Here is a 25,434-nt window from a genome sequence, read left to right on the forward strand (position 1 = left end):
GTTTCTTGCTTCTATCGTTTGATTTGAGGAAGGAGATCGTTAACCACCTGATATCCCACTCCATTTTCTGTAGTCAGAATGAATGTACGGAGTACTTCGTGGCGTTGAATTATGGTTTCTAAAGCCTTACATAAAGCTGTAATATCAGTTTTTCTACTCAGAACAACCGTCATCGGAATGTTATACGCACTGCTTCCTCCTTCATAGGATTCTATAAACCAAAGTCTTTCCTGGGCAAAGGATAATCGCTGATCTTCTAACGAATCTACTTTTGAAGGAAGAATGGTTATCTGATCTTCCTGGATATTTTCCATTAACGCCACAGATAAAGAAGCTACTGTTTTATAATTGAATATCATGGCAACGTTAGCCTGCATCTCCAATATCATTCTGATCTTACTGATCAGCTTTATCGCCATAATACTGTTTCCACCCAGTTTGAAGAAGTCGTCATGAATGCTTATATATTCAGGATTAATTCCCAATATTTCACTATAAATCTTACAAAGTTCCTTCTGAAGATCATTCATTGGAGCCGTGTATTCATTTTTTCCTTTAAATTCAGGTTCAGGCAATAGTTTTCTGTCAAGCTTACCATTGATTGTCAGGGGCAATGAGTTTAAATGAATGAACGAAGAAGGGATCATATACTCCGGCAATGTTTCTGATAAAAATGCGGTAAGCTTTTCTCCCTCTAATACTGCATCTGAAACATAGTAAGCTGCCAGATATTTCATACCATTTATATTATCTTTAGCTAAGACTACAGATTTTCTTATTTGTGGATATTGGGAAAGGCTACTTTCTATTTCTCCCAATTCTATTCTATAACCTCTTATCTTTACCTGAAAATCGTTACGTCCGATATATTCTATATTTCCATTTGGTAAATAGCGAACCAAATCTCCGGTTCTATATAATCGTGCATTTTCTTCTTTTTCCTTTTGTTCTGCTGTTTGATAAGGATTATCAATAAATCGTTCTTCTGTAAGGTCTTTTCTGTTCAGATAGCCTCTTGCAATACCTTTACCTCCAAGATAAAGCTCTCCGATAGCTCCAATAGGAAGTAAGCGATTATAACTGTCCAAAATATATGTTGTAGTGTTTCCTATGGGATAACCGATCAACTGTACATCACCATGTTCAACCTTTTTATAGGTTGCATAGATGGTTGCTTCAGTAGGCCCGTAAAGGTTGTAAAGGTTAGTATATTCTGACCAATATTTACCGGTTTCATAATCACACGGTTCTCCTGCATACAACAGTCCTTTAAGGGTTGGATATTCTATACGTGGTATTACAGATAGCATTACAGGCGGCAAATAAGCATAATCAATTCATGGATTAACAAATATTGGCTTATTGAATCTGCATCTTTCTTCGTTTCTTCATCCAGTAGATGGAGTTCATTTCCATACAGCAGGGAATTGAAAAACTCAGATACGGAAACATCAAAGACATAAGAGGTATAGGCCGTTATCTTTTGTTCTTTACAGAAACCATAAGCCTCTCTTACCTGATCTATTGTATTAATTACACTTCTATGTTCAATCATCACCCCTTTCGGAAGTCCTGTAGTTCCACTGGTGTAGATCACATAGGCTAAGCTTTCCGGAGTTACTGAGGTAACAGGCGTATTTGATGACATTCTATCAATAACTAACTGTAATTCAAAATCATCTAATGAGATAACCTCAGCATTATGCAGCATCTGTACTTTATCTTTCGTACTTTCCTGGCTTATTATGATTCTGGCATTTGTATCTTTAAGAATATGTTCTATTCTGTCCGTCGGATATGACTGATCTATAGGAACATAAGCCGCTCCTGATTTCAATACTCCCAGAATCGCAATCAACATATTTTCTGAACGTTCAAGGCACAATGGGACAAAATCATCCGGCTGAAGATCATAGGTTTGAATCAGATAGTTTGCCAAACGGTTTGCTTTTTCATTCAACTCTTTGTAAGACAATCGGATTTCTTTGTAAACCAATGCAATATGATCCGGCGTTTTTGTTACCTGATCTTCAAATCGCTGATGAAGGGTTGTATTAAAGGAAATAGTTAAATCTTCAGTATCATTCCACGAATTCAATACATCCACCTGAATTTCAGTAGTATATAACATTTCGTTTGAGTCTATATCAGCATCTTTTACAATCTGATTCAACATCAATTCCATTCCTTTTACCAGTTGCTCCATCATTTCTGATTCAAAAATGTAGCCTTCGTAGTTAATTTTAAGGGTCACACAATCTCCTTGCTCTGAAGCCATTATGCTTAGTGGATAGTCTAGTTTTTCAACAGAATCCCTGAAGATAAAGCCCAATTCATTGCTTCCTTCTCCTTTTGGAACAGGATAGTTTTCATACACAAATAAGCTGCTGAAAATACGACGTCCGTCATGGTGAAGTTCTGCAAGATTGATATCACTGTGGGTATTCAGATCACTGATCCTGTTTTGAATTTCCATGATACGATCTATAATACGGCCATCTTCATGATTCACAATTAATGGTAAGGTATTGATGTACAATCCAGCTGAGGATTCTATGCCATCCACCGGTAAACTTCTTCCTGAAACAGTAGTTCCTACTACAGTTGTCTGCAATCCGCTGTATAATTTTAACTGGCTGTGCCATAGGTATTGTAATACAGCATTTACGGTTAATCCATGAGCTTTCGTGAAGTTTTTCAGATTATGGTATCTGTCTCCGCTGATCAACAAGGTAACCTTTTGGTGATCTTTGATGTGACGATAGGTTCCTAAATCGATCTGTCTTTGGTCTTCTTTTACAAGGCTTTTCAAGTCTTCCTGATCTTCAAGAAGGGTCATATACTGATCCCAGAAGCTGCGACCTGCCTTTTTATTGACCTGTAAATATTTCTGACTTGCGGCATACGCATGATCTATTGACAGAACATATTCTTCATTATTCACTTGGCTCAAATATGCCTCATGAACGCTATTCATCATGACAGGCATACTCCAACCGTCCAGTATCGCATGGTGGTTACTGAATAAACAACTGTAATATTCTTCATTTCGTTTGAAAAGATAGACTCTGAATAGATTTCCTTTAGTTAGATCGTATCCTTCAAAACGATCGTTATGAGTGATTTCTTTAATCCATTCTTCCTGCGATTCTTCAGGCATGGCGCTGATATCATGATATCTCCAGTCTAATTTCCCTTCCTTATCTATTACCTGTACAATTTCTCCATTCCAGTCGAATCTTACTCTCAGGGACGGATATTGTGCCTGAGTCAGTTTCCAGGAATTTCTTAGTTTTTCTGTATTTATTTTAGCCCGATATTCCCACATTAACTGTACTCTGTAGGCATCGTCTGTTTCTCCCTGATTCAGAGCATGATAAACGAATCCTTCCTGTAAGCTGTTTGCCAGATACACCCCTTCTATTTCTCCTTTTTCCTGAATCGTTGAAAGCTGCGCTTTTTCTAACACATGATCTACATCTGATGCTGTAAGATAGCTTCTGTTCTCTTCTGAAAGGATCTTAATAATAGATTCCAGATTCAGTTTGAAGCTTTCTGCTAAAAGTGTAATCTTTTCAGCCGAAAGATATCCTGAAATTCCAAAGCGAAGCTGCCCATCAACAACAGCACCATTGATGCTTATAAAATGATTGTCGCGGTTAGAAGGATCAACTCCAGCCCCTGTATCTTCGGCTGTGATGAACCATGTTTTCTCACCAGATACCTCTTCTTTGTCAAGCTGACCTAAATAATTGAAACTAATCTTTGGTAATTCACGGTTTGTATAACCTATCAACGTACCATAACCGATTCCATTATTTGGGATGCTTCTCAAAGATTCTTTGGTCAGGATAACGGTGTCTTTTGATGATTTCCCTGTTTCCAGCTGCACCGGATACATGGTCGTAAACCATCCCATCGTTTCTGTGATATCTAACTGGCTGAATACTTCTTCTCGACCGTGCCCTTCCAGCAAAATAGCATGACGATCATCTCCAGTCATCTTTGTAAGAGCCTGTGATAAAGCTGACAGCAACAAATCGTTGATCTGGGTATGATATACATGATGGACTCCACGAATAAAAATTCCGGTAGATTCTTTATCCAGTTGAAGATGTCCATGATGATATTCTTCTGTGGTCAGCTTAGATAGTGTTGCATTACTTTCCTCAACAGTATCAGCAATATGGTTCCAGTAAATAGTTTCTTGATCTCTGGATTCCGGGTCTTCTTTTTTATAGTTTCTGATGGCTTCTACCCATTGACGGTAGCTGCTTCCCTTCTGAACCTGGTAATTTTCTCCTTTTTCAAGAGTCTGATAGATGTTTTTCAGGTCTTCGGTAAGGATTCTCCAGCTTACGGCATCAATAATCAAGTGGTGGAATGCAAAGAATATTCTTGCACTATCATCAACATATCCATCAATATATCCAATCTGATACAATGATCCTTTTTCAATATCAAAATGGGACTGCCATTCTGTAAATATATTGGCCAATTTTTCGGGTTTCAAATCAGAAGCATTAAGATAATTGATCTCAGGAGCATTTTCTTCTGATTTATATTCCTGAGTATGACCTGTATACCCCAATCTGAAGGCATCATGTTTCGACAGTAATAGGACTATAGCCTGTTCAAACAGTTCTTTATCAAGCTTCGGAACATTGACGACGAATGCCTGATTCCAGTGATTGAATGCTGCAAGATAGCCGGATTCTTTTTGCTCAAAGAACCATTCCTGTACCGGAAGAAGCGGAACTTCTCCTGTAAGGACGCCCTGCTCGGTAAGAATACTGGCTTCACTTCCCTGTTTTTTATCTTCTATAAGCTGGGATAATGAGGCTACCGTTCGGGTCGTAAAGACTTCTTTTACACTTACTCTTATTTCTAATTGCTGACGGATCTTCCCTACCAGCTGAATACTAATGATACTGTCACCACCCAATCTGAAGAAATCATCATGAATACTAATCGTATTTGGATCAATCCCCAGAACATCGCCATAGATTTGGCAAAGTTCTGCCTGAAGTTCTGTTTCAGCGGCTACATAATCTTTACTTCCTGAAAATTCAGGTTCAGGCAGTGCTTTTCTGTCCAACTTTCCATTAATGGTAAGCGGAAGTTCAGTTAAGTGAACAAAAGCACCTGGAATCATATATTCCGGCAGGGATTCTGATACATATTCAGAAAGCTGGTGAGCATCAATCGCTGAATCTGAAACATAGTACGCAGCAAGGTATTTTACCCCTGATTTATTCTCTCTTGCTAAAACAGCAGTCTGACGAATATCTTCAAATTGAAGCAGGGCATTTTCAATTTCTCCCAACTCAATTCTGTGACCACGGATTTTCACCTGGAAGTCGTTTCTTCCTCTGTATTCCAGCTCTCCGTTTGGCAACCATCGAACTAAGTCTCCGGTTCTGTATAAACGACTGTTTTCAGCTTTTTCTTTTTGTTCAGCAGTTTGGAAAGGGTTTATCATGAAGCGGTCTTCAGTAAGCTCTTGTCTATTCAGATAGCCTCTGGCAATCCCTGCTCCCCCGATAAACAATTCGCCTACGGCTCCTACAGGAACAGGACGACATTGAGCATCAAGAACGTATACCGTTGTATTGGCAATCGCTCCTCCAATATTCAATGGATTTTTATCTTCTTTGTATTCATGAAGAGTAACACATACAGTACCTTCTGTTGGCCCATATTCATTGACAAGAGTGATATTCTCAATATTTTTATCCAATGCCGGGAAGCTTTCTCCGCCTGCGAAGATGAGTTTTAGGCTTGTTTCATTTTCCACAATTTCTCTCAATAAAACCGGTGGAATAAAGGAAACTTCAATAGCGTTGTTTTTAATATAATCATTAAGCTCACTCACTGAAGTTCTAAGCTCATTGCTATACAACCAAAGGGTATTTCCGTTGCACAATACAGGGAATACTTCATATACAAAGGCATCAAATACATAATTGGAATAGCATCCTACTTCCTGATATTCTTCAAGTCGATGTGCCTTTATCATTGATATGATGAGGTTTATCACTCCTTTATGTTCAATCATTACCCCTTTAGGAAGTCCTGTCGTTCCACTGGTGTAAATTACATAAGCCAGATTTCCTGAATGAACTTCTGTAACAGGGTTATTAGTCACTTCTGTTTCAAGTGTTGCTTTAAGGGTCACTTCATCCAATGAAATAACATCTATATTCTGTAATTTATTGATGGTTCTTTCCTGTGCAATGACCAATTTTGCCTGGGTATCTTCCAGAATATGACTGATTCTGTCTGCAGGATATGATGGGTCCATTGGTACATAAGCGGCTCCTGCCTTTAAAATGGCAAGGATTGCAATCAGCATGTTTTCGGATCTTTCAAGGCATAATGGGATCAGGTCATCAGGTCTAACCTGGTATTGATGGATCAAATGATTCGCCAGGCGATTTGAACGTTCATTAAGCTCATGATATGAGAGTTTAACATCATTGTAAACCAAAGCTATTGTATCCGGATTCTTTTCTGCCTGATGTTCAAATACTTTGTGAATGGTCATTTCTGACGGATATTCTTCCTGTGTAGCATTCCATTCTGTGATGATCTGCTGAGCTTCCTCATCTGAGATCAATGAAAGGCTACGGATAACTGTCTGATCCGGATTAGTTTCTATCATCTGATCTAAAAGAAGCTGATAAGAGTTAGCCATTCTGGTAATGGTCTCTTCTTTAAATAAAGCTTTGGCATAATTGAACATAATTCGGATGTTTTCTCCGTCATCGTCAACCATTGTAGTAAGGTCAAATTTAGCCGCTTTATAATCTACTTCTCCGGCAAAAGGATGGAATAATGCTTCGTCCTTATTGGCTTTAACGTCTCCATCAATATTTTGAAGACCAAACATTACCTGGAAAACAGGGTGTCTTGAAGTATCCTGCTCCACGCCCAATTCATCTACCAATTTCTCAAACGGAAGATCTTGATGAGACTGGGCTTCATTGACAGATTTCGATACCTGAAGAATAAAATCACTGATATTCTGTGCAGGCTCTATTTTTTCTCTTAGAGCCAATGTATTCACAAAGAAACCGATGATATCCTCAAGACCCGCATGGTGACGATTGGCAATTGGAGTTCCCACCACAATATCGTCCTGACCAGAATAAGCAGACAGCATAAGGTAATAACCTCCCAGCATTACACTGTAAAGACTTACGCCTAGCTTTTGGGAAAGGGCTCTAAGTTTTTCTCCCTGTTCTGTATTCAGATTGAAATAAAGATTTTCTCCTTCGTAGGAAATCTGAGATGGTCTTTTGAAATCTGAAGGTAATTCCAGGTTCTGGAAATCATCCAGTTTATTTTTCCAATATCTAATCTGATTTTCAAGGCGTTCTCCTGAAAGATAGTCGCGCTGCCACAATGCAAAGTCTTTATACTGAATTTTTACAGGTGATAATTCCGGTTTTTTTCCATCAGCAAGAGCGTAATAAGCAGAGGCTACTTCTTTTAATAAAATATCAGTAGACCATCCATCAAAAGCAATATGATGAATAACAATAGCCAGATAAACCTGTTCTGCCCATCTGAAAATATTGATTTCTATAGGAATTTCTTCATTCAGTTTGAAGATTTTATTCACACATTTGTTGATAGCTCTTTCCAATTCTGCCTGGTTATTTACTTCCGAGGTTTTAATCTTAGGAAGAGTGTCTATAACCTGTTGATATCCTACTCCATTTTCAGTTGTATGGATCATTGAACGAAGTATATCGTGACGCATTATTACCCTTCTCAAAGATTCTTCAAAAAGGTTCAGCTGAATACGTTCATCTAGTCTTGTAATGACAGGAATGTTATAGGCACTGCTTCCGCCTTCATAGGATTCTATAAACCAAAGTCTTTGCTGGGCAAATGATAATTGTTGCTCTTCGGGAGAATTTAATTTTACCGGAATTATGTTTATTCCATTTTCACGATGATTTTCATGAGATAAAACATTGGAAAGTGAGGCCACTGTTTTATGATTAAATACCATTCCTACATTGACCTGCAGATCCAGCTCCTTCCTGATTTTACTAATGAGCTTAACAGCCATGATACTGTTTCCTCCTAATCGGAAGAAATCATCTTGAATACTAATTGTTTCAGCATTGATTCCTAATACTTCACCATAGATCTGGCATAGTTTCTCCTGTAATGCATTCTCAGGAGCAATATAGTTTTTGCGTCCTGTAAATTCCGGTTCAGGTAGGGCTTTCTTATCCAGTTTACCATTGATGGTCAACGGAAAAGAGGTTAAGTGAACAAATACTGATGGAACCATGTATTCAGGGAGTGATTCTGAGAGGTATTCTGATAATAAAGATGAATCTATTTCATTTTCAGAAATATAATAACCTGCAAGATATTTTAAATCTGTATTATTTTCTTTAGCTAAAACGGCGACCTGGCTAATTCCAGCATAGCCCAATAACTGATTCTCAATTTCACCCAATTCAATTCTATACCCACGGATCTTTACCTGGAAGTCATTTCTTCCTATGTATTCCAACTCTCCGTTGGACAACCAGCGTACTAAATCTCCTGTTTTGTATAAGCGTCCGTTCTTTCCTTCAGTTTGGAAAGGATTTACAATGAAACGTTCTTCTGTAAGATCTGGTCTGTTCAGATAGCCTCTGGCAATTCCGGCTCCGCCTACATAAAGCTCTCCTACAGCGCCTACAGGAACTATTCGGTGATGATTATCCAAGACATAAGCGGTCATATTTCCAATTGGCCCTCCGATATTCACCGGGTTTTCATCTTCGTTATAATGGTGCAATGTGGCACATACTGTTGTTTCTGTTGGCCCGTAAGCATTAATCACATCTACTCCATGTTCTTTGTACATGGCCATTACCTGGGGATTGGTAACGTCTCCGGCTACCACAAGTTTTTCTAATGGTAAAATAGAGTCTCTCGTTAATAATACCGGTGGAATTGTTGCTATTCTGATGCTATTCTCTTCGATATAATCTTTTAAAGCAGACAGATCGGTTTGAAGCTCTTTTTCTAAAATATAAATGGTATGTCCATGAGTAATGGATGGATATAATTCCCAAACATGGGCATCAAATACGTAATTCGCGTACCATAAACAGTTCTTCTGAACTCCTGTTTCAAGCAATCCAAATTCTCTAGCTTCCTGATGAATCAGGTTGGAAACATTTCGGTGTTCAACCATTACTCCTTTTGGTAATCCCGTCGTTCCACTGGTGAAAATAACGTACGCCAAATTATTAGGTTGAGTACTGGTAACAGGATTATTAATTGATTCTGTTTCAAGTGTTGCTTTAAAAGTAACCCCATCTAATAAGATTACATCTGCTACTACATATTGAAGCTTTTCTAATGTACTTTCCTGCCCTAAAATTAATCTTGCTCCGGTATCCTGAAGAATATGTTCTATCCTATCTGTCGGATAAGACGGATCCATTGGAACATAAGCTGCTCCGGATTTTAATACCGCTAAAATAGCGATAAGCATATTCTCGGAACGATCTAAACATAATGGGATTATTTCGTCCGGCTGAAGGTTATAAGCAGCGATTAAGTGGTTGGCTAAGCGATTGGATTTTTCGTTCAATTCTTTGTAAGTCAATACCACATCCTGATAGATTAATGCTATATTTTCCGGCGTTTTCATGGCCTGCTCTTCAAACAATTGATGAATTGTTTTATCAGATGGATAATCCGATTCTACAGTATTCCATTCCTGCATCAGTTTCAACTGGCTGTTCGAAACATGTGAAAACTTATCAGAAGTGATGTTTCTGTTTTCAAGAATCTGGGTTAAAATGGTTTTCATTCCATCAATCAGCTGTTCCATAGTCTTTTGTTCGAAGAGAACGCCTTCATAGTTGATCTTCAACGTTACACTTTCTCCCTGCTCAAATGCCATAATTCCTAATGGATAATCCAGTTTTTCAACAGAGTCTTTGAAGACAAATCCTAATTCATTGTTACCATCTCCTCCTTGTGGTACAGGGTAATTTTCATAAACAAATAGACTACTGAAAATACGTCTTGCATCCTGATGCAGTTCTCCAAGGTTAATGTCGCTATGCGTGTTAAGTTCACTAATTCTCTGTTGAATATCAGAAATAGCATCTGCTACTTTACCACGAGTGTGTTGTACAATTAATGGAAGTGTATTGATAAAGAGACCAGCTGAAGATTCTATGTCATCTATAGGAAGGCTTCGACCCGATACAGTTGTCCCTACCACAGTTGTTTCAACTCCTCCATATACACTTAGCTGACTATGCCACAGATATTGTAATACTGCATTAATCGTGAAACCATTTTCAGTGGTAAATTTTTTCAGCTGCTGGTATTCTTCTTCAACAATCGTCATTTTTACAGACTGATGATCTTTAATCTGACGATAAGTTCCCAAGTCAACATGTTTCTGGGACTCTTTGATCAGACTGCTAAGGTCTTCACGGTCTTCTAGAAGATTCATATAAGTATTCCAGAAGTTGCGGCTGCCATCTTTGTGCTGCTGAAGATATTCCTGGGTTTTTATATAAGCATGATCTGTTACTATGTTCAGATCCTGTTTTTTGATCAGCTTCAGGTAGGTATCATGTATACTTGTTAATACAATAGGCATACTCCAGCCATCCAATACTGCATGGTGATTACTGAAAAGACAGGTATAATGCTTATCAGAACGTTTAAACAGATACACTCTGAATAATCCTCCTTTTGATAAATCATATACTTCAAAGCGATCATTTTGGGTAACTTTTCTAATCAATTCTTCTTGCCCATCTTCATTCATTAGGCTTAAATCCTGATAACGCCAATCTAAGACTCCTTTTTTATCGATAATCTGGATAATTTCTCCGTTCCAGTCAAATCTAAGTCTTAATGCCGGAAATTGTTGCTGAGTGTAAGACCATGCTTCTATAAGAGCCTCTACATTAATATCAGAAAGGTAATCCCATATCAGCTGCACACGATAGGCATCATCTTTATCACCCTGGTTCAATGCATGATATACAAATCCTTCCTGAAGGCTGTTGGCCAAATATATTTTATCTACTTCTGCTGATTCCTGAACTGATAAGAGTTGTTTATGATCAATAATGTAATCAATATCTGAACGGGTAAGGAAGCTGCGTTTTGATTGAGAGAGTTCTTCCACCACATGAATAATATGTTCTCTAAAACATTGTGCAAGCCGTTCTGCCTGTTGCTGAGACAGATACGCTGAAATACTAAACCGAAGCTGCCCATTCAGTACTCCACCATTAATGCTGATAATATGACTATCTCTATTCTGCTTTCCAATGGAAATCCCTGTGTCTTCTGCCGCAATAAACCATGTTTTTTCACCAGAATGATCTTCCTGATCAAGTTGTCCAAGATAGTTGAATCCTATCTTTGGAAGTTCATGATAAGTATAGCCTAGAAGCCCTCCGTATCCAATACCATGATCAGGAATTTCTCTTAAGGCTTCTTTCGTCAGTATTACAGTATCACTCACATTTGCTCCTATCTCCAGTAATAGCGGATACATGGAGGTAAACCAACCTACTGTCTCTGTAATATCCAGATTATTGAATATGTCTTCACGCCCATGTCCTTCCAATACAATAGCATGACGGAGTTCTCCTGTGAAATCTGTAAGTGCTGACGCTAATGCCGCCAGTAATAAATCATTGATCTGGGTATGATATATATGATGCCCTCTTCTAATCAATTTCTGTAGTATTCTGATCTAGAAGAAGAATATCATGATGATATTCAGTACCGGAAATTTCCTCAATAACCCGATTGCTTTGATCCACCTGAGCCGTTATTTTATTCCAGTAGGCTAATTCTCTTTCTTTGGATTCAGTATCTTCTGATTTATAATTTTTAATTGCTTTTACCCATTGACGGTAACTACTTCCTTTTTGAGATATTGTAATATTCTCTCCTTTTTCAAGCGTCTGGTATATGTTTCTGAGATCTTCAAGAATAATTCTCCAACTCACCGTATCAATGATGAGGTGATGGAAAGCAAAGAAAATTCTTGCGGTTTTATCCTGATATCCTGTGATGTAGCCTATCGTATAGAGTGGTGCTTTTTCAATATTAAACTGTTCCTGCCATGTAGTGAATATTTTTGAAAGTTCTTCTCCGTCTATTTTAGATGCATCAAGATAATTGATCTTTGCCTCTGTATTCTGATTTCCATAATACTGTCTGTAATTTCCTTTTTCAAGCGAATAATACAATCTAAATGCATCATGTTTCTCAATCAGAAGCTCCATACTTTTCTCTAAAAGAATGTTATTCAGTTCCGGAACATTAATCAAAAAAGCCTGGTTCCAGTAGTTTGAATCCGCTAGGTACCCCTTTTCTTTTTCGCTAAAAAACCATTCCTGAACGGGTAAAAGCGGAACTTCCCCAGTAAGGAAGCCTTGCTCTGTAAAAATTTCGATCGGATTTTCGGATTTTTTATCTTCCATCAGAATAGCAATTGCTGCTGCTGTTCTTGAGGAGAATATTTCTTTCACACTCAATCGTATATCCAGACGTTGTTTTATTTTTCCTACCAGCTGAATACTGATGATACTGTCTCCTCCTAATCTGAAGAAATCGTCATAGATACTTATATTTTCAGCTTTGATTCCCAACACTTCCCCATAAATCTCTACGATGCTTTTTTGAAGTTCCGTTTCCGGAGCAGAATATTCTTTATTCCCTGTAAAATCAGGTTCAGGTAAAGCCTTTTTATCTAATTTTCCATTGATAGTTAATGGTAAAGCCTCTAAATGAACAAAAGCTCCGGGAATCATATATTCCGGAAGTGCTTCTGAAAAATATTCTGAGAGTATTGCCGAATCAATCACTTCGTCCGAAACATAGTACCCTGCAAGATATTTAATTCCTGATTTATTTTCTTTTGCTATTACCGCAACCTGACGGATTCCGGGATAATTCAGTAAAGTATTTTCTATCTCTCCTAACTCAATACGATACCCACGGATTTTCACCTGAAAGTCATTTCTGCCTATATACTCCAATTCTCCGTTTGGTAACCAGCGGACTAAATCCCCTGTTCTATACAGTCTTTTATTCTCATTTTTTTCATTCTGTTCCGGAGTTTGGAAAGGATTAAGGATAAAACGTTCTTCTGTAAGTTCAGGACGATTCAGATAGCCTCTGGCAATACCTGCTCCACCAATATAAAGTTCACCGACTGCACCCACAGGTACCGGACGTTGATAATGATCCAGAACATAGACCGTCATATTGCCAATGGCTCCTCCGATATTCACAGGATTGTCATCTTCATTATAATGGTGCAACGTAGCACATACTGTACTTTCTGTAGGGCCATATGCATTAATAAGATCTACACCATGCTCTTTATACAACTTCATGACCTGCGGATTGGTAACATCTCCTGCCACCACCATTTTTCTAATGGCAGAATATGATCTTTCGTAAGAAGTACAGGTGGTATGGTTGCAATACTGATTTTATTTTCTTGTATATACTTCCGTAAAGCAACAAGATCCGTTTGTTTGTCTTTTTCAAGGATGTAAATGCTATGCCCGTGAGTAATGGATGGATACAATTCCCACACGTGTGCATCGAATACATAATTAGCATACCACAGACAGTTTTTATGAACCGATTCTGACTTCAGTCCAAATTCTTTGGCTTCCTGCTCTATTAAATTAGCTACACTTCGATGTTCGATCATTACTCCTTTTGGAAGTCCTGTAGTTCCACTAGTATAAATTACATAAGCCAGATTTTCCGGTTGTACTTTTGTTACCGGATTTTCAGAAGACAGGGTTTCCAGCATAGCCTGAAATGCAATGGCATCGATGGAAATTACTTCTGATGAGACCTCTTTTAGCTTTCCTATTGTTTCTTCTTCTGCCAATATTATTTTGGCTTCGGTATCTTGAAGAATGTGCTCTATTCTTTCTGCCGGATATGAAGGATCCATCGGTACATAGGCTGCACCGGATTTTAATACTGCCAAAATCGCAATAAGCATTTGTTCAGAGCGGTTCAGACATAACGGAACAATACTATCGGGTTGAAGGCTATAAGTTTCAATAAGATGGTTAGCCAAGCGATTAGCACGCTCATTAAGTTCACGGTAAGACAATCTTGCCTCCCTATATCCTACAGCGATCTGATTCGGAGTTTTCGCAACCTGTTTTTCGAATAACCTGTGAATGGTTGTATCGGAAGGATAAAATACATCTGTTGCGTTCCATTCTTCTGTTATTTTTTCACTGACTTCTTCAGATATTAAGCGAAGATCACACAATTTGGTTTCTTCCAGTCTGATCTCATTACCGAAGGCCTGTTCAAGAAGGTACAAATAAGAATCAATCATAGCATTCACTGTTTCTCTTGCAAAAACGGCATGAGCATAATTGAACATCCCTTGAATCGTTTCTTCCCCATCGTCGATCATAGTGGTCAGATCAAATTTAGCAACCTGATAGTTTGCTTCTCCTTCATAAGGATGGAATAAAGCCTCTGTATTATCTGTATTTCTTCCGAAACTCTGAAGCCCAAACATTACCTGAAATACTGGATGGCGGGACATATCCTGCTCTACACCCAATTCTTCTACCAGTTTCTCGAACGGAAGATCCTGATGAGACTGCGCTTCTATTACTGATTGAGATATCTGAAGAATAAAATCTTTAAGGCTTTGCTCAGTATCTATCTTTTCTCTTAATGCCAGTGTATTCACAAAGAATCCGATCATCTCTTCAAGACCTGCATGATGTCTGTTGGCAATAGGGCTTCCTACTACAATATCATCCTGACCGGAATAGGCCGCTAACATCAGATAATATCCTCCAAGCATTACACTGTATAAACTCACACCCAAGTCTTTAGATGTTTTTCTCAGTCCCTGGGCTACATTTGAAGATAATACAAAATGAATGGTTTCTCCTTCATAAGAAACCTGATTTGGCCTTTTATGATCGGTAGGTAAATTCAAGGTCTGAAAATCATCCAGTTTTGTTTTCCAATAGTCTACCTGACGCTCAAGTCTCTCTCCGGAAAGGTAATGTCTTTGCCACAATGCAAAGTCTTTATATTGCACCTTAACTTCTGAAAGCTGAGGTTCTTCCCTTTAATAAGAGCATTGTAAATTGTTTGTATTTCTTTTAAGAAAATATCCGTTGACCAACCATCAAATGCAATATGATGAATCACCACTGACAAATGATGGTGGTCTCCTAACCTAAAAATGCTAATTTCTATAGGAAGTTCTTCATCCAGACGGAAAATTTTATTAGAAACTCTATTGATTTCTTCATCTAATTCCTCTTTTGTATGTACATCATAAAAATGAGTCGTAGGAATCTGGTTAAGAATCAATTGATATCCTTTTCCTTCGTCTGTTGAACGGATAATAGTTCGTAATACTTCATGTCGTATTACTATTGTTTCAAGCGCCTTACCAATGACCGAAAGGTCTGTTTTTTCATTCAGACGGACAATCATAGGAATGTTATAAGCACTGCTTCCTCCTTCATAAGTTTCAATAAACCAAAGTCTTTCCTGAGCAAATGATAATTTTTGCTCTTCAGGAGTCCTTATTTTTACGGGAATAATTGTAACCTGTTCATCAATATTATTTTGATCATTTAATGCTTCTGAAAGTGAGGCTACTGTTTTATGTCCAAATATCACAGCCACTCCTACTTGCATATCCAAAGTGCGTTTGATGGTGCTAATTAGTTTAATGGCCATAATACTGTTTCCTCCAAGGCTGAAGAAATCATCATAAATACCAATTCCTGAAGCATCCAGCCATAAAACTTCACCATAAATCTGACATAGTTTCTCCTGTAATTCCGTTTCTGGTGCTGTGTATTCCTTACCTCCAGTGAATTCAGGCTCTGGTAAGGCTTTTCTGTCTAGTTTACCATTGATTGTCAATGGTAGGGATGTTAAATGAACAAAAGCAGCCGGAACCATGTATTCTGGTAATACCTCAGATAAAAATGCGGTAAGATCACTTGATGCATAGGCTTTTTCTGATACATAATACCCAACAAGGTATTTCAGTCCCGATTTGTTCTCTTTCGCTAAAACAACGGCTTGCTTCACCTCAGGATACTCCTGAAGTTGGTTTTCAATCTCTCCCAATTCAATTCTATATCCGCGGATCTTTACCTGGAAATCATTTCTACCTATGTATTCTAACTCTCCATCAGCAAGATAGCGTACCAAGTCTCCCGTTTTGTACAAAATCCCATGAGTTCCCTGAGTCTTCTCTTCCAATGTCTGGAAAGGATTGCGGATAAAACGTTCGGCTGTAAGTTCTTCACGGTTCAGATAGCCTCTGGCAATTCCCGCTCCTCCTACATACAGTTCTCCTACAGCACCTACAGGAACTGCCCGAAGATGTTTATCAAGAATATACATGCCCTGATCTGGAATATTCTCTCCTATCAACGATGCTTTATCCAAATCTGCAGCACTTAGTTTCTTGTAGGTAACATGCACTGTGGTTTCGGTAATTCCATACATATTGATCAATGTTGGAGATGAATGATACCGCTCATACCAAGGTTTTAAGGAAGCAAGGTTTAAAGCCTCACCACCGAAAATAACATAACGAAGACTCGTTAGATGCTCTTCTCTCTGAAGCGCCACATCTATAAACTGATAGAATGCAGTTGGCGTCTGGTTCAGTACCGTTAAGCCCTCCTCCAAACATAAGCTGAAGAATAAATTTGTGTCTTTGGTCTGCTCTGAAGAGGGTAACAAGAGTTTTCCGCCATAGAATAAAGCCCCCCAGATTTCCCATACACTGAAGTCAAATACATAAGAATGGAATAAACTCCAAACGTCTTTGTCATTAAACTGATACCAATGTTCGGTTGCACTGAACAAGCGCGCTACATTACGGTGCTCCTGTAGTACTCCTTTTGGCATTCCTGTCGTTCCACTGGTATAGATTACGTAGGCCAGATGAGAAGAGTTTACTGAAGTAACAGGGGTTTCAATACTGCTGTTTTTAAGAACAGTTTCCATCTCAGCATCGTTCAGCATAAGCATGGAGGTCATTTCTCCACAAGCTTCAAGCACATTAGCTTCAGAGCCTTTCTGTGTAATGACTATTTTTGCTCCTGTATCACTTAGAATATGTTTGATTCTGTCTGCAGGATATGATGGATCCATTGGTACATAAGCTCCGCCGGATTTTAAAACTCCCAAAATAGCGACAAGCATCTCTTCTGAACGTTCAACGCATAAAGGAATGAGATCATCAGGCTGAATATCATACTTTTCAATAAGGTAATTTGCCAAACGATTGGAACGTTCATTAAGTTCGCGATAAGATAGTCTCACATCCTGATACACTATTGCCGTATGATCCGGTGTTCTTTCAACCTGAGCCTCAAACAGCTCATGAATCGTAGTATCGCTCGGATAGTGAACTCCGGAAGACCATAAGTTGGAAACCATGTTATGTTCTTCCTGTGTCAAATAAGACAGCTGATCAGATGAAACCTCTGAGTTTTCGAGAATCTGATTCAAAACAGTGTTCATTCCATTGATCAATTGGCGTATCATGGTCTCCTCAAACAGATACCCTTCATAGCTAATATTTAACCATACTTCATCTCCTGCTTCATAAGCTACAATACCTAATGGATAATCCAGGCGCTCTACTGAGCCTTTGAAAACAAATGACAATTCATTATCATCATCTCCTTTTGGAGCCGGATAGTTTTCATAGACGAATAAGCTACTGAAAATACGACGCCCATCATGCTGAAGGCTTGCAAGATTTACACTACTATGGCTATTAAGCTCACTAATTCTGTGCTGAATTTCTGAAATAATATCTGCTACTTTACCTTCTGTATGGCTTACAATCAAGGGTAAAGTATTGATATAAAGACCAACTGAAGATTCAATACCATCTACTGGAATACTTCTTCCGGAAACGGTAGTTCCTACGACTGTAGAAAATGTTCCACTATAAATAGCCAATTGTTTATGCCATAGATATTGAAGCACCGCGTTGATAGTAAGTCCATTCTTTGCGGTAAAATTCTTCAATTTCTGGTATTGTTCTCCAACAATAGACATCTTTATTGAGCGATGATCTACAATCTGTTTGTATTCAGAAAGATCAATATGTTTTTGCGATTCTTTGATCCATCCGCTTATATCTTCACGGTCTTCAAGAAGTTCCATATACCCTTTCCAGAAATCAATATTAGAATCTTTATTATTCTGAAGGTACTTTTGGGCTTCCGCATAGGCTGCATCCGGTGCTGGAGAAAGCTCCTGATTTTTAATTAATTTTAAATAGGCTTCATGAATAAGGGTCAGGAATATTGGCATACTCCATCCATCAAGAATCGCATGGTGATTACTGAAAAGGCAGGCATAATGCTGCTCTGAGCGTTTGAATAGATATACCCTGAAAAGACTTCCTTTTGCAAGGTCATATACTTCGAAACGATCTTTATGAGTTATTTCTGCAATCCAATCCTCCTGCTGATCTTTTTTCATTTCACTCAGATCATGATAACGCCAGTCAAGAATTCCTTTTTTATCGATAATCTGGACAATTTCTTCACTCCAGTCAAATCTCAATCTTAATGTAGGAAGCTGTTTTTGAGTATATAGCCATGCCTTTTTCAATTGATCAAGATTCATTTCTGAAAGATAGTCCCATACTAGTTGTACGCGATACGCATCATCTTTATCTCCCTGATTTAATGCATGATATACAAATCCTTCTTGTAAGCTATTGGCAAGATACACTCCTTCTATTGCTCCAGATTCCTGAATACGCATCAACTGATCTTTCCAACAATATTTTCAGTATCTGACGGAGTCAGCCAGGTTCTCTCCTCTACGGTTAATTCATCAACAGCCTGTTTTATATAATCTCCAAATTTTTGAGTCAGCCGGTTTACCTGATCCTGAGAAAGATACCCTGAAATCCCAAAGCGAAGTTGTCCATCAGCGATTGCTCCGTTTACGCTAATAATATAGCTGTCACGGTTTTTATCTCCCATAGAATTCCCACTGTTTTCTCCTGAGATATACCAGGTTTTTTCACCTGTATTCTCCTCCTGGTCAAGCTGTCCTAGATAATTGAAACTGATTTTTGGAAGTGCCTGTTGGATATATCCTACAAGACTGCCATAGCCAATTCCATTATTTGGAATGCTTCTCAAAGATTCTTTGGTTATAACAATAGTATCTTGTATATTTTTTCCGGTCTTCAATAACAGTGGATACATTGAAGTAAACCATCCCACTGTTTCTGTAATATCCAAATTATTGAACAAATCTTCACGACCATGGCCTTCCAAAAGAACGGTATGTCCTGATTCTCCGGTAAGGTCTGAAAGAGCAGAAGCAAGTGCAGACAATAAGATGTCATTAATCTGTGTATGATATATATGGTGAACCTCCCGGATTAGTTTTTCTGTATAGTTTTCTTCCAGACTAAGATTGGCAAAATGATAGCCTGAAGAAGATAATTCAGTCAAAACATCGTTACTTCTGATAACGTTTTCGGTTGTATTATTCCAGTACACCAACTCTTTGTTTCTAGCTTCCGGGTTATCCAAAAGATATCCTTTTACAGCATCAGTCCATTGGCGGTAACTACTTCCCTTTAAATATACTTCAGGATGATTTCCTTTTTCAAGAGTCTGATATATGTTTTTCAAGTCTTCTGTGATAATTCTCCAGCTTACAGCATCAATGATCAGGTGATGCAATGCAAAAAATATTCTTGCACTTCTATCTTTAAATCCATGAACATATGCAATCTGGAATAAAGGTCCATTTTCTATATCAAACCGAGACTGCCATTCTGTAAAGATTCCGGAAAGATCTTCAGATGGTACCCCTGAAATATCAAGATCTTTAATTTTCGTTGTATATTCTATTCCATACTGCTGGGTATATGTATTATTTTCTTTTGGATAGTACATTCTGAAGGCATCATGCTTCTCAATAAGCAATCTTATACTTTGTTCCAGTAATCCTGTATCAAGTTCAGGAACTCTAATCAAGAATGATTGATTCCAATGATTAAGATCTCCTACATAGCCGTCTTCAACCAATTTGAAGAACCATTCCTGAATAGGAAGGAATGATACACCTCCGGTAAGCTGCCCTTGTTCCGTAAGAATCTGAGTTTGCTCTTCTTTAGCCTTGCTTTCTATTAATTCGGAAAGTTTATAACTGATTTGGAGATAAAAATATCTTTAACACTTACTCTGATATCAAGTCTTTGTCTGATTCTGCTGACAAGCTGAATACTGATAATACTATCCCCTCCTAATCTGAAGAAATCATCATGAATACCAATTCCTGAAGCATCCAGCCCTAAAACTTCACCATAAATCTGACATAGTTTCTCCTGTAATTCCGTTTCTGGTGCTGTGTATTCCTTACCTCCAGTGAATTCAGGCTCTGGTAAGGCTTTTCTGTCTAGTTTACCATTGATTGTCAATGGTAGAGAAGTTAAATGAACAAAAGCAGCCGGAACCATGTATTCTGGTAATACCTCAGATAAAAATGCGGTAAGATCACTTGATGCATAGGCTTTTTCTGATACATAATACCCAACAAGGTATTTCAGTCCCGATTTGTTCTCTTTCGCTAAAACAACGGCTTGCTTCACCTCAGGATACTCTTGAAGTTGATTTTCAATCTCTCCCAATTCAATTCTATATCCGCGGATCTTTACCTGGAAATCATTTCTTCCTATGTATTCTAACTCTCCATCAGCAAGATAGCGTACCAAATCTCCCGTTTTGTACAAAATCCCATGAGTTCCCTGAGTCTTCTCTTCCAATGTCTGGAAAGGATTGCGGATAAAACGTTCGGCTGTAAGTTCTTCACGGTTCAGATAGCCTCTGGCAATTCCCGCTCCTCCTACATACAGTTCTCCTACAGCACCTACAGGAACTGCCCGAAGATGTTTATCAAGAATATACATGCCCTGATCTGGAATATTCTCTCCTATCAACGATGCTTTATCCAAGTCTGCAGCACTTAGTTTCTTGTAGGTAACATGCACTGTGGTTTCGGTAATTCCATACATATTGATCAATGTTGGAGATGAATGATACCGCTCATACCAAGGTTTTAAGGAAGCAAGATTTAAAGCCTCACCACCGAAAATAACATAACGAAGACTCGTTAGATGCTCTTCTCTCTGAAGCGCCACATCTATAAACTGATAGAATGCAGTTGGCGTCTGGTTCAGTACCGTTAAGCCCTCCTCCAAACATAAGCTGAAGAATAAATTTGTGTCTTTGGTCTGCTCTGAAGAGGGTAATAAGAGTTTTCCGCCATAGAATAAAGCCCCCCAGATTTCCCATACACTGAAGTCAAATACATAAGAATGGAATAAACTCCAAACGTCTTTGTCATTAAACTGATACCAATGTTCGGTTGCACTGAACAAGCGCGCTACATTACGGTGCTCCTGTAGTACTCCTTTTGGCATTCCTGTCGTTCCACTGGTATAGATTACGTAGGCCAGATGAGAAGAGTTTACTGAAGTAACAGGGGTTTTCAATACTGCTGTTTTTTTAAGAACAGTTTCCATCTCAGCATCGTTCAGCATAAGCATGGAGGTCATTTCTCCACAAGCTTCAAGGACATTAGCTTCAGAGCCTTTCTGTGTAATGACTATTTTTGCTCCTGTATCACTTAGAATATGTTTGATTCTGTCTGCAGGATATGATGGATCCATTGGTACATAAGCTCCGCCGGATTTTAAAACTCCCAAAATAGCGACAAGCATCTCTTCTGAACGTTCAACGCATAAAGGAATGAGATCATCAGGCTGAATATCATATTTTTCAATAAGGTAATTTGCCAAACGATTGGAACGTTCATTAAGTTCGCGATAAGATAGTCTTACATCCTGATACACTATTGCCGTATGATTCGGTGTTCTTTCAACCTGAGCCTCAAACAGCTCATGAATCGTAGTATCGCTCGGATAGTGAACTCCGGAAGACCATAAGTTGGAAATTTCTGTATGCTGCTCTTCAGGAATAAGATCCAATTCAGATATGATAAGCTCTTGCTTGTCTGTGATTTCAGCTATCTGATGAAGCAGAAACAGGTATGTGCTCAACATATTCTGAACCGTTTCTTTTGAGAAAACAGATTTTGCATAATTGAACATTCCTTGTAAACTATGACCAATATCGTTAATCATTGTAGTAAGGTCAAACTTAGCAACCTGATAATCTACATTTCCGTTAAAAGGATATAGCAATGTGCTTTCATTCTCTGATTGCGAAATTTCTTCCCCAAAATTCTGAAGCCCGAACATCACCTGGAATACAGGATGTCGGGAAGTATCTTTCTCTACACCAAGTTCTTCCACTAGCTTTTCAAAAGGAAGATCCTGATAGGACTGTGCCTCCGTAACCGATTGGGCAACCTGCGAAATAAAGTCTTTTACCTTTTGATTTGAATCTATATTTTCTCTAAGCGCAAGTGTATTGACAAAGAATCCAATTATATCTTCAAGGCCTGCATGATGGCGGTTAGCAATAGGACTTCCTACAATAATATCATCTTGCCCGGAATAAGCAGAAAGCATTAAATAATATCCACTCAATAAAATACTATACAAGCTTACTCCAAGATCTTTTGACAGATTTTTCAATTTTTGTGTTTGTTCTGCATCAAGGCTGAAATAGATATTCTCTCCTTCGTATGATATCTGGGCAGGTCGTTTGAAATCTGTTGCCAGATCAAGATTCTGAAAACCAGAAAGTTTGTTTTTCCAGTAACCAATCTGGTGTTCAAGTTTTTCTCCCGTAAGGTAATTGCGCTGCCATAATGCAAAATCCTTGTACTGAATTTTTAAGGCGGGTAATTCATGATTTTTGCCTTTTTTAATGGTGTGATAGATACTGATTAATTCTTTTAAGAAAATATCCGTTGACCATCCATCAAACGCAATGTGATGGATAACTACTGATAGGTAATTATTTTCTTTAAGCTTAAAAATGTTGATATCTATTGGCAGTTCTTCTTCTAAACGGAAGATTTTATTAGCTACACGGCTTACTTTCTCTTCCAGCTCTGACATCGTTCTTACCTCACACTGATGGATAGCAGGAATGTCATTAATGACTAATTGCCACCCTTTTCCTTCATCCGTAGTGCGAATGACTGAACGAAGTACTTCGTGACGCATTACAACAGCATCCAAAGCTTTACAAAGGATCTCAATATCTGTTTTTTCATCCAGAAGGAAAACCATTGGAATATTATAAGCGCTGGTTCCCCCTTCATAATTTTCAATAAACCATAATCTTTCCTGAGCAAAGGATAGACTCTGTTCTTCGGGCGAATTTATTTCTACAGCAGTAATAACGACCTGCTCCTGATCATGGGTCTCATCTGACAAAATATAGGATAATAAAGCAATCGTCTTATGATTGAATATTTTGGAAACTTCTACCTGTATCTGTAAAACCTTTTTAATTTTACTAATAAGTTTGATGGCCATGATGCTGTTTCCGCCCAATCTGAAGAAGTCGTCATGAATACTGATTGTCTCTGCATCCAATCCTAATATTTCCCCATAAATCTGACAGAGATGTTTCTGAAGAGCTGTCGTTGGAGCGGTGTATTCTTTACCTCCTTTAAAATCAGGGTCAGGTAATCCTTTTCTGTCTAATTTTCCGTTGATGGTTATCGGTAAAGCTGTTAAATGGACAAAAGCACCAGGAACCATATATTCAGGAAGAGAGGCTGATAGATGTTCTGAAAGCAATTCTGAATCTATAGCAGAATCAGAGACATAATAAGCAGCCAGATATTTCATCCCGTATTTATTTTCTTTGGCTAATACGGCTACCTGACGAATTTCAGAATAACTTAGCAGGGTATTCTCAATCTCTCCCAATTCGATGCGATACCCGCGGATTTTCACCTGGAAATCATTTCTTCCTACATATTCAAGCTCTCCATTCGGTAACCAACGTACCAAATCTCCAGTTTTGTATAAACGTGAGTTTTCTCGCCTCTTTTTCTGAGCTATTGTCTGGAAAGGATTCGAAATAAAGCGCTCTTCTGTTAATTCAGGGCGGTTCAGATATCCTCTTGCGATGCCGGCCCCTCCGATATACAATTCTCCTATAGCCCCTACAGGCACCAGGCGATTTTGCTGATCAAGAACATAAGCATAGGTATTGGCAATTGGCCTACCTATATTCAATGGATTTCTATCTTCTTTATAGTAATGAAATGTAGAACAGACTGTTCCTTCTGTAGGCCCATATTCATTCACAAAAATGATATTGCCTATATTTTTATCTAAAACAGGAAAGCTTTCTCCACCTGCAAATACGAGCTTAAGATTCGTTCCATTCTCTACAACTTCTCTTAACAGAACAGGTGGAATAAATGAAACTTCAATAGTATTGTTTTTAATATAATCATTAAGTTCTCCTACTGATGTTCTGAGATCATTACTATACAACCACAAAGTATTTCCATTACATAATACAGGGAACACCTCATATACAAAGGCATCAAATACATAGTTTGAGTAACATCCCACTTCTTGGTATTCTTGAAGTCGGTGAGCTTTTATCATTGATTCAATGAGATTTATAACTCCCGAATGCTCAATCATTACACCTTTTGGTAAACCTGTTGTTCCACTGGTGTAGATCACATAAGCAAGGTTATCTGCACTAGTCTGTGTAACAGGATTTTCAATAGATATTATTTCAAGTTTTGCTTTAAGACTGATGTCATTTAAAGAAAGAACCTCAACAGATGCATGATTTAATTTTTTCACCGTACTTTCCTCTCCTATAACCAGTTTTGCCTGAGTATCCTGAAGAATGTGCTGGATTCTGTCTGCAGGATAGGAAGGATCCATCGGAACATAGGCTGCTCCGGATTTTAATATAGCAAGAATAGTAATCAGTATATTTTCAGACCGTTCTAAACAGATTGGCACTAAATCATCAGGTTGAAGAGCATAATTATCCATCAGGTAATGTGCCAGCTGATTGGCTTTCTGATTGAGTTCCTGATAAGAATATCTGATATTCTGATAAACCAAAGCTGTTTGATTAGGTGTATTGTTCACCTGGTTTTCAAAAAGTTGGTGTATCGTAATTTCTGATGGATATACTTTGTAAGTAGCATTCCAATCTTCCGTTAATTGTTTATATTGATTGTGAGAGATAAGGTTCAAGTCAGAAAGTACAATTTCATTCTGATTGCCGTCTTCAGTCATTTGTTCCAATACAAATTCATATGAAAGGATCATATTATGAACTGTTTCTTTGGAGAAAATGGCTTTAGCATAGTTGAACATTCCTTTAATGCAATCTTCACCGTCATCGATCATGGTTGTCAGATCGAATTTAGCCACCT

General features: G+C 38.2%; 7 protein-coding genes. All 7 read right to left on the reverse strand.

The genetic code is table 11. The annotated features are described in order from the left end of the window. Positions 1-11: 11 nt before the first annotated feature. From QWZ06_RS26640 to QWZ06_RS26670, 7 genes are read right to left on the reverse strand one after another with little or no spacing between them, the layout of a single operon-like run. A complete protein-coding gene (locus QWZ06_RS26640) occupies positions 12-1,310 on the reverse strand; it encodes an AMP-binding protein (RefSeq protein ID WP_290302170.1) in 1,299 nt (432 codons plus the stop codon). Next, a complete protein-coding gene (locus QWZ06_RS26645) occupies positions 1,310-11,737 on the reverse strand; it encodes a non-ribosomal peptide synthetase (RefSeq protein ID WP_290302171.1) in 10,428 nt (3,475 codons plus the stop codon). The genes QWZ06_RS26640 and QWZ06_RS26645 overlap by 1 nt, the downstream gene beginning before the upstream one ends. Further along, the gene (locus QWZ06_RS26650; protein WP_290302172.1) at positions 11,730-13,445 is read right to left on the reverse strand and encodes a condensation domain-containing protein; all 1,716 of its coding nucleotides are present in this window, start codon (positions 13,443-13,445) and stop codon (positions 11,730-11,732) included. The genes QWZ06_RS26645 and QWZ06_RS26650 overlap by 8 nt, the downstream gene beginning before the upstream one ends. Then, positions 13,406-15,091 carry a non-ribosomal peptide synthetase gene (locus tag QWZ06_RS26655; RefSeq protein WP_290302173.1) on the reverse strand — a complete coding sequence of 562 codons (1,686 nt, stop codon included), beginning with the start codon at positions 15,089-15,091 and terminating at the stop codon, positions 13,406-13,408. The genes QWZ06_RS26650 and QWZ06_RS26655 overlap by 40 nt, the downstream gene beginning before the upstream one ends. Then, complete coding sequence (locus QWZ06_RS26660; RefSeq protein WP_290302174.1) at positions 15,043-18,837, reverse strand: non-ribosomal peptide synthetase; 3,795 nt, start codon at positions 18,835-18,837, stop codon at positions 15,043-15,045. Before QWZ06_RS26660 ends, QWZ06_RS26655 begins: the two co-directional genes overlap by 49 nt. Next, positions 18,837-20,249: a condensation domain-containing protein gene (locus QWZ06_RS26665; RefSeq protein WP_353960047.1), complete on the reverse strand. Its 1,413-nt coding sequence runs from the start codon at positions 20,247-20,249 to the stop codon at positions 18,837-18,839. The genes QWZ06_RS26660 and QWZ06_RS26665 overlap by 1 nt, the downstream gene beginning before the upstream one ends. Beyond that, positions 20,225-25,432: a non-ribosomal peptide synthetase gene (locus QWZ06_RS26670; protein ID WP_290302175.1), complete on the reverse strand. Its 5,208-nt coding sequence runs from the start codon at positions 25,430-25,432 to the stop codon at positions 20,225-20,227. Before QWZ06_RS26670 ends, QWZ06_RS26665 begins: the two co-directional genes overlap by 25 nt. Positions 25,433-25,434: the final 2 nt, after the last annotated feature.

Source organism: Chryseobacterium tructae (assembly GCF_030409875.1).
GTDB lineage: Bacteria > Bacteroidota > Bacteroidia > Flavobacteriales > Weeksellaceae > Chryseobacterium > Chryseobacterium tructae.

What these genes read in the sequence shown, in the direction of transcription:
- QWZ06_RS26640 (WP_290302170.1), bottom strand. Translation starts at nt 1,310, where the DNA reads ATGCTATCTGTAATACCACGTATAGAATATCCAACCCTTAAAGGACTG.
- QWZ06_RS26650 (WP_290302172.1), bottom strand. Translation starts at nt 13,445, where the DNA reads ATGGTGGTGGCAGGAGATGTTACCAATCCGCAGGTCATGAAGTTGTAT.
- QWZ06_RS26660 (WP_290302174.1), bottom strand. Translation starts at nt 18,837, where the DNA reads ATGCGTATTCAGGAATCTGGAGCAATAGAAGGAGTGTATCTTGCCAAT.